Below are 7,668 nucleotides of genomic sequence, written 5' to 3'. Positions count from 1 at the left end.
CGTCGCTGCGGAAGGTCCCGTAGGTCGAGATTCCCGGGAATGCCGCGCAGACAGCCGCGTGGACCTTGACGACGTTGGCGCTCACGCCCGAGGGGACGCTGGTGCCGTTGGTGCAGGTGGCGCCAGCAGCCGGGCTCGCGGTGGCTTCCGTCGTCTCCTCGACCGGCTTGTCGTCACTGAGGTAGCCGGCGGTGACCCAGCGAGTCACCTTGCCGCGGACGATCTCGTCGCGCCCGTTGTGGGAGCGACCCGTGACGAGCAGCTTCTTGCCCTCGTCGAGCAACCCGACCTTGTCGGCCTTCTTGCCCGGCTCTGACCAGAGGTTGAGCGGGGCGGTCGCGAACTGCTCGGTGTCGGCCGTGCGGATGGCCTTGCGCACCTTCTTGGGGCGCAGCATCTTCTCGACCTTGGTGAGCTTCTTCTTCTTCGGCAGCGCGAGCTCCTGCGCGTCGGCGCGAGCGCCGCTGCGGGAGATGAGTCGACGGTCGACGTCGCCGATGACCAGGTCGCGCGCGACCGGGCTGGTGTCACCGGCCACGGGGCCGGACACCGCCGTGGGGACGGCAGAGCTCAGGGACGCGGCGGAGGTGACTCCGGCGCCGGTGGTGGCCACCCCGATGCCGACCGCGGAGGCGGTGGCCAGGATGGCGAGGGGTCCAGCGATCGCGGACGCGGTCGGGACGCGGGAAAACAGGCGGGCATTGGTGTCCCGCTTGTGGCTGAGATTCGCCACAGCGCTGATCCTTTGCTGTTGCTGACAGGACGGGGGGTGCAGATGTGGCACGTGGTGCTGATGTGCCGAAGCCGATCGCAACGGCGACCGGCAACACTTTCGAGTGAAGCACAAGCGCACTAAGGCCCGGGAATCCTGAGCCCATTTCCGTGGGTGTTTCGGGTCACCCTCCCGTGGTCTCCGCCGCATCCTCGCGCATCACCGCGGCGGTGCCGTCGGTGTCGTTCAGCCAGCCCTCGGGCAGGACCACCCGCGCGCGGGGAGCCCCCTGACGCCCGCGCGGCGTGCCCAGCTCACGCACCGGGAACGGCTCGGTGGGGTCGAGCTCGGCGAGCAGCTCGTCGAGGGCAGCGAGCGAGTCGACCAGACCCAGCGAGCGGCGCAACGTGCCGCCGGCGGCGAAGCCCTTGAGGTACCAGGTGACGTGCTTGCGGAACTCCTTGCAGCCACGCTCCTCCCCCATGTGCTCGCTCAACAGCTCGGCGTGGCGGCGCATCATCGCGGTCACCTCGCCGAGGGCCGGCAGGGTTGCGACCTCCTCACCTGCGAAGGCGGCGGCGAGGTCGCGGAACAACCAGGGGCGCCCGAGGCACCCACGTCCGACGACAACCCCGGCCGCGCCGGTCTGCTCGACCATCCGCAAGGCGTCAGAGGCCTCCCAGATGTCGCCGTTGCCGAGCACCGGGATGCCGACGTGGTCGACCAGTGCGCCGATGGCCTCCCAGTCGGCCTGGCCGGAGTAGGCCTGCGCCACGGTGCGGCCGTGCAACGCGATCGCCGCGCAGCCCGACTCCTCGGCGATGCGGCCGGCATCGAGGTAGGTGAGGTGGTCGTCATCGAGACCCTTGCGGGTCTTGATCGTCACCGGGACGTCGTACGGCGTCGCGGCGGCCACGGCGTGCTCGAGGATCTGACCGAGCAGGTTGCGCTTCCAAGGCAGCGCCCCTCCCCCGCCCTTGCGTGTCACCTTCGGCACCGGGCAGCCGAAGTTGAGGTCGATGTGGGCGACCCCGAACTCCGCGCACAAGATCTCGGCGGCCTTGCCGACGTAGACCGGGTCGGTGCCGTAGAGCTGGACCGAGCGGGTGGTCTCGAGCTCGTCGAAGACGAGCATGTTGAGCGTCGTGGTGTCGCGCTCGACGAGTCCGCGCGAGGTGATCATCTCGCAGACGTAGAGGCCGGCACCCTGCTCGGCGCAGAGCCGCCGGTAGGCCGCGTTGGTGATGCCCGCCATCGGGGCGAGCACCACCGGCGTCTCGACGCGCAGGGGCCCCAGCTGCAGTGCCTCGGCGGTGGTGGTCATGCCTTCATTGTCCGAGGAGAGCCGCCACCGACCCAAATCGCTTCGTCACTGCGACGTGGCGGACTGCTTGGCACGGCCGGCCTTCGCCGCGCCACTCTTCGGCGTGGTGACCGCTCCCCTCCACGAGACCGGCACGACGCCGTCCGGGGGACGGAAGGTGATCGCCTGGAGCTCCTGTCCCTCGGGCACCAGGAAGATCAGGCAGCTCATGGCCTGCTCGCCGGGCGCAAAGGTGCCGGGCAGCACCCCTCCCGGGCACGCCTTGAAGTCGCGCGCGACCCCGGTCGGTGCGACCAGCACTCCCCTGGTGTCGAGGAAGTAGATGGGCAGCTGACGGGCGCCGAGGTCGGTGTCACCGACGTTGGTGACCTTGACCTTCACGAAGTACGGCGTGGAGCGCTGCTCCTCGGCGTCGAGGTCGAACCCGGCCAGGGAGGCCTGGACGGTCGTCTCGTCGATGCGCGTCACGGCCACCTCGACGACACCCACCACGTCCTGGCGTGGCTGCCAGGCCGCGACGGCCGAGTCCTTCAACTTCAGTCGTGTGCCGGGCTCGGTGAGGTCGACCCCGTCGGGGACCGGGAGGTAGCCCTCGACCTCCGGCTCCTCGGACGGCGTCGGGCTCGCTGCCGTCGGGCTCTCCTCGGGCGTGCCGGACGACGCGTCGTCGTCCCCACCCGAGCACCCGGCGGCCAGCCCGGCCACCATCGTCAGCGCGGCGACTGCTGCCGCCGTACGGCTCAGACCTCCGCGACGGGTGCGCACGTCAGCACCCCAGCAACCGCTCGGCGAAGTACGTCGAGATCCCGTCGAGGCTGACGCGCTCCTGCTGCATCGTGTCGCGCTCGCGGACGGTGACGGCGTTGTCGTCGAGGGTCTCGAAGTCGACGGTGACGCAGTACGGCGTGCCGATCTCGTCCTGTCGGCGGTAGCGCTTGCCGATCGCGCCGGCGTCGTCGAAGTCGATGTTCCAGTTGCCGCGCAGCTCGGCGGCCAGCGCCTTGGCCTTCGGCGACAGGTCGGCGTTGCGGCTCAGCGGCAGCACCGCGACCTTGACCGGCGCGAGGCGCTTGTCGAGGCGCAGGACGGTGCGCTTGTCGACGCCGCCCTTGGTGTTGGGGGCCTCGTCCTCGAAGTAGACGTCGACGAGGAACGTCATCAGGCTGCGCGAGAGACCCGCGGCCGGCTCGATGACGTAGGGCGTGTAGCGCTCGTTGTTGGCCTGGTCGAAGTAGCTCAGGTCCTTGCCGGAGTGCTTGGCGTGGGTGGAGAGGTCGAAGTCGGTGCGGTTCGCGACCCCCTCGAGCTCGCCCCACTCGGAGCCGGCGAAGCCGAAGCGGTACTCGATGTCGACGGTGCGCTTGGAGTAGTGGCTCAGCTTTTCCTGGGCGTGCTCGTAGTGGCGCAGGTTGTCGGGGTTGATGCCGAGGTCGACGTACCACTGGGTGCGCGCGTCGATCCAGTACTGGTGCCACTCCTCGTCCTCGCCCGGCTTGACGAAGAACTCCATCTCCATCTGCTCGAACTCGCGGGTGCGGAAGATGAAGTTGCCGGGAGTGATCTCGTTGCGGAAGCTCTTGCCGATCTGGGCGATGCCGAAGGGCGGCTTCATGCGCGAGGACGTCACGACGTTGCTGAAGTTGAGGAAGATGCCCTGCGCGGTCTCGGGGCGCAGGTAGTGCAGGCCCGACTCGTCCTCGACGACGCCGAGGTAGGTCTTGAGGAGCCCGGAGAACTGGCGCGGCTCGGTCCAGGCGCCACGAGTGCCGCAGTTGGGGCACGCGAGAGTCGAGAGGTCGATCGCGTCGGGGTCGATCTCCTCGTCGGCCTTGCTCTGCTTCTCGGCGGCCGCCTCCTGGAGGTGGTCGGCACGGAAGCGCTTGTGGCACGACTGGCACTCGGTCAGCGGGTCGGAGAACGTGTCGACGTGACCGCTGGCCTCCCAGGTCTTGGTGGGCAGGATGACGCTGGAGTCGAGGCCGACCATGTCGTCGCGCATCTGCACCATGGACTTCCACCACTGGCGCTTGATGTTGTCCTTCAGCTCGACACCCAGCGGGCCGTAGTCCCAGGCCGAGCGCGTGCCGCCGTAGATCTCGCCGCACGGGAAGACGAAGCCTCGGCGCTTGGCCAGGTTGACGACATGATCGACGGTGGTGGGAGGCGGCTTGGCCACGGTGGAGCTCCTGTGCTGATCAGATCCACGCTGCGTCCGACTGGCTGCCGGGACGTTGCACGTGAAGGCGAGGCGTCAGCCTAACGACCTCGCGGCGCGGGTGTTGAGATCGGTGCCGGGGTCGGCGATCTCGTAGGCACTCGGCTCGTCCAGCGCGCGCCCGAGCGTGGGAACGGCGTGCAGCTTGACGTCGTACGACGACAGCGAGCGGCGGTAGGCGCCCACGTGCTCCCAGGTGGTCGTGAGCACCCAGAGCTCGGGGTCGTCGACGTTGCGACCCATCGTGCCGGTGAGGAACCCGGGGCACTCGGCCAGAGCGTCGTGCGCCCGCTGGAGGTCGGCACGGAAGGACTCACCCTCGGCCTCCGGCACCCGGAAGCGGTTCACCACGATCACGCTGCAGACCCTAGCCCGACCCAGTCTCTCCGCGAGTCGGCGCGTACTCGCGCCGACTCGGCGTTCACTACGATGCGCGGCATGACGATTCCCGGAGGACTGCCGTATGAGAAGGTCGACTATCCGCCGGAGCCGTGGGCGATGCGGGGATCGATGTGGCTGAGCGTCTTCCGGCTCACCGAGGACGTCGACGCCCTGCGGCCGGCCGGGATCTACGGGGCCGCGTTCGTCAGCTACACCGAGGGCAGCCCGCTGACCTACTCCGAGCTGCTCGTCGCGCGGCTGATGCGCAAAGCCGAGGGGCACGGCCGCAAGATCACGATCACCGACATCTGGGTCGACTCCCCTGCGTCGGTGGCCGGCGGTCGCGAGCTGTGGGCCATCCCGAAGAGCCTGTGCGACTTCGACCTCGAGACCGCCCACCGCGGTCCACTGACGAGCACCGACTGGAGCGCCTCGCTCGGTCAGACGCCGGTCGCGAGCGCGTCGTTCACCGACGTCGCCCGCCTCGCCCCCCGCGCGCCGTTCAAGCAGGACACCTTCCAGCCCGAGCTGCCCGAGGGCGGCGGCGTGAAGGGCGCGATCATGAAGGGCTCGGCCAAGGCGCTGCTCGCTCGCGGCCGCTGGGACTTCGCCGCCGACGGCCCCCTGGGCTACCTGCGCGGCGCCACCCAGCTCGGATCGGCCCGGTTGAGCGACTTCCGGCTGTCGTTCGGCAGCTGAGCGGGACGCGCCTGACTAGTCGTCGCTGACGCCGGCGTCGTGCTCGGCCTGTGCCTTGCGGGTCGCCTCACGGATCTCGAAGATCTCGGTCGCGAAGCCCCCGATGGCGGTGGCGACGTCCTTCACCGCTCCGGTGATGATCGTGGTGACCTCGCCGACCGCGGTGGCGGCCGCCTCGGCCGTCGACTGGATGGCGTCCTTGCCGATCTCGGCCCGGGACAGCTCGTCGGGGCCCTTCGCGTCAGGCGTGGAGTTCATGAGGCCTAGTCTGCCGTGCGCTTGGGCGGAAGTGCCATCCGGCAGATCTTCTTCGCAACGCTGGCGAGCTGCTTGTGGAGCGGACCGGTGTTGTAGGCGATGCCGTAGCGCTCGCAGATCTCCTGGACCTCCCGGGCGATCTCCGGGTAGCGACGGGCAGGCAGATCCGGGAACAGGTGGTGCTCGATCTGGTGGGAGAGGTTGCCCGACATCAGGTGGAGGAGCTTGCCGCCGGTGATGTTGGCCGAGCCCAGGATCTGGCGGTAGTACCAGTGCCCGCGCGACTCGTTCTCGCACTCCTCCTCGGTGAACGTCGCGACCCCGGCCGGGAAGTGCCCGCAGAAGATGATGTTGAAGGCCCAGACGTTGCGGATGAGGTTGGCGGTCGCGTTGCCCGCGAACGTGAGCGGGAAGAGCGGTCCGGTGAGTGCGGGGAACAGCACGTAGTCCTTGAGCGCCTGCTTGCGGATCTTCTTCATCAAGCCCGGGTAGATCGCCTTGTTCTCCTCCAGCGAGCGCTTGCCCGACACGATGTTCTCCACCTCGAGGTCGTGCATCGCGACGCCCCACTCGAAGAACACCATGAGCAGCAGCGCGTAGACCGGGTTGCCCAAGTAGTAGGGGTGCCACTTCTGGTCCTCGTCCATCCGCAGGATCCCGTAGCCGATGTCACGGTCCTTGCCGAGGATGTTGGTGAACGTGTGGTGGATGTAGTTGTGGCTGTACTTCCACTGCTCGCCGGGGCAGACGTTGTCCCAGTCGAACATCCGCGAGCTCAGGCCGGGCTCGCCCATCCAGTCGTACTGGCCGTGCATGACGTTGTGGCCGATCTCCATGTTGTCGAGGATCTTCGACACGCTCAGGGCCGCGACGGCCAGCGGCCAGGCCGGCGGGAGGTAGAAGAGCGCGCGGCCGGCGACCTCGAAGCCGCGCTGGGCCTTGACGACCTTGTGGATGTAGTCGCGGTCGGCCTGGCCGAGGTCGGCGATCACGCGCTGGCGGATGGCGTCCATCTCGGCGCCGAAGGCATCGAGCTGCTCAGCGGTCAGCTTCTTGACCGCCGCGACGTCGATGCCGGGGACGGCGATGGGGTCGGCGTGGGGGGCTGCGTGGGGGGCGAGAGTCTCGTTGTCGTAGGCGATGCTCATGGCGTCGTCCTTTCTTGTCAGGGTCTCAGCAGGGTCAGGGAGGTTAGAGGTCGACGGCGCAGTCGCCGACAGGGGTGGTGACGCAGATCTGAATGTCCTCGTCGGGCAGCGAGGACTCGGCCCCGGTGAGCACGTTGCGCACCGTGCCGTCTGTCTTGCGCGAGGTGCAGGAGAAGCAGATGCCCATCCGACAGCCGAACTCCGGCTTCAGGCCGAGCGCCTCGGCCTGCTCGAGCAGGGTCGCGCCGGTGTTGGCGGCCTCCTTGCCCGAGCGCTCGAACGACACGTCGCCCTCGGCGCTGCCGGCGTCGACGCGCGGCGCCTTGAAGAACTCGGTCCGCAGCCGCGAGGAGCCGTCGTACGCCGTGGCGACGAGCGCCATCAGCCCGGCAGGACCACAGGCCCAGGTGTCGGTGGCGCGGTAGCCGGGAACGAGCCGACGCAGCTCGAACTCGGAGAACACCTGCTCACCATGTCGCAGGTGCACCGTCACGTCGTTGTCACCGGCAGCGATCTCGGCGAGCTCGGCGGCGAAGATCTGGTCCTCGGCCGAGCGCGCGTAGTGCAAGAAGGTCACCTTGCGACCGGCCCTGCCGTCGTAGCCGTCGCGCAGGAGCGTGCGGATCATCGACATCGCCGGGGTGATCCCGGATCCGCCGGTGATGAAGAGGAGGTGGTTGTTGGTCGGCGTCGCCGGGCTCTCGTCGAGGGTGAAGTCCCCCTCGGCCTGGCTCAGGTGCAGCATCTGCCCGGGCTGTGCGTGGTGGACGAGGTGCTTCGAGACCTGGCCCTCGTCGTGCGCACGGATCGTGAGGGTGATCTCCTCGCCGGGCTGCGAGGCGGCCGAGGAGATCGAGAAGCAGCGCGTCATCCGCTTGGCGGAGTCGGGCAGGTCGACGCCGACCTGCACGTACTGACCGGCGCGGTGACC

Annotated in this window: 8 protein-coding genes and 1 pseudogene; 1 reads left to right on the top strand and 8 read right to left on the bottom strand. The window is 68.9% G+C overall.

Annotation, left to right across the window (positions count from 1 at the left end; all coding sequences use genetic code 11):
* The 5 genes and pseudogenes from VOI19_RS09960 to VOI19_RS09940 form a co-directional block, all read right to left on the bottom strand.
* Positions 1-733: pseudogene (locus tag VOI19_RS09960) on the bottom strand (hypothetical protein); the annotation flags it as partial.
* 163 nt (positions 734-896) lie between these two features.
* A complete protein-coding gene (dusB, locus tag VOI19_RS09955) occupies positions 897-2,036 on the bottom strand; it encodes a tRNA dihydrouridine synthase DusB (RefSeq protein WP_323792809.1) in 1,140 nt (379 codons plus the stop codon).
* 45 nt (positions 2,037-2,081) lie between these two features.
* On the bottom strand, positions 2,082-2,801 hold the full coding sequence (locus VOI19_RS09950) for a hypothetical protein (protein ID WP_323792808.1): 720 nt from the start codon (positions 2,799-2,801) through the stop codon (positions 2,082-2,084).
* A gap of 1 nt (position 2,802) precedes the next feature.
* Entirely contained in the window at positions 2,803-4,212 is a 1,410-nt protein-coding gene (locus VOI19_RS09945; RefSeq protein WP_323792807.1) for a glycine--tRNA ligase, read from the bottom strand.
* Positions 4,213-4,287: 75 nt separating this feature from the next.
* Positions 4,288-4,608 carry an antibiotic biosynthesis monooxygenase family protein gene (locus tag VOI19_RS09940; protein ID WP_323792806.1) on the bottom strand — a complete coding sequence of 107 codons (321 nt, stop codon included), beginning with the start codon at positions 4,606-4,608 and terminating at the stop codon, positions 4,288-4,290.
* 81 nt (positions 4,609-4,689) lie between these two features.
* Here VOI19_RS09940 and VOI19_RS09935 point away from each other — a divergent pair, with 81 nt between their 5' ends.
* Positions 4,690-5,331, top strand: a complete 642-nt coding sequence (locus VOI19_RS09935) for an acetoacetate decarboxylase family protein (protein WP_323792805.1) — start codon at positions 4,690-4,692, stop codon at positions 5,329-5,331.
* Between the two features lie 15 nt (positions 5,332-5,346).
* Here VOI19_RS09935 and VOI19_RS09930 read toward each other — a convergent pair whose 3' ends face one another.
* The 3 genes from VOI19_RS09930 to VOI19_RS09920 form a co-directional block, all read right to left on the bottom strand.
* Entirely contained in the window at positions 5,347-5,589 is a 243-nt protein-coding gene (locus tag VOI19_RS09930; RefSeq protein WP_323792804.1) for a hypothetical protein, read from the bottom strand.
* A gap of 5 nt (positions 5,590-5,594) precedes the next feature.
* Entirely contained in the window at positions 5,595-6,737 is a 1,143-nt protein-coding gene (locus tag VOI19_RS09925) for an acyl-CoA desaturase (RefSeq protein WP_323792803.1), read from the bottom strand.
* 43 nt (positions 6,738-6,780) lie between these two features.
* Positions 6,781-7,668, bottom strand: an 888-nt coding sequence (locus VOI19_RS09920) for an iron-sulfur cluster-binding domain-containing protein (RefSeq protein ID WP_323792802.1), incomplete at its 5' end; no start/stop codon positions are given.

Origin of the sequence: Nocardioides sp. (assembly GCF_034670285.1) — a bacterium.
Taxonomy (GTDB): Bacteria; Actinomycetota; Actinomycetes; order Propionibacteriales; family Nocardioidaceae; genus Nocardioides.
Note: the sequence above shows the minus strand (reverse complement) of the source record. Positions and strands in the feature narration are given on the sequence as shown.

Bases quoted from the DNA above. Each gene is read 5' to 3' on its own strand.
- dusB (WP_323792809.1), bottom strand. From the start codon at position 2,036: ATGACCACCACCGCCGAGGCACTGCAGCTGGGGCCCCTGCGCGTCGAG.
- VOI19_RS09935 (WP_323792805.1), top strand. From the start codon at position 4,690: ATGACGATTCCCGGAGGACTGCCGTATGAGAAGGTCGACTATCCGCCG.
- VOI19_RS09930 (WP_323792804.1), bottom strand. From the start codon at position 5,589: ATGAACTCCACGCCTGACGCGAAGGGCCCCGACGAGCTGTCCCGGGCC.
- VOI19_RS09925 (WP_323792803.1), bottom strand. From the start codon at position 6,737: ATGAGCATCGCCTACGACAACGAGACTCTCGCCCCCCACGCAGCCCCC.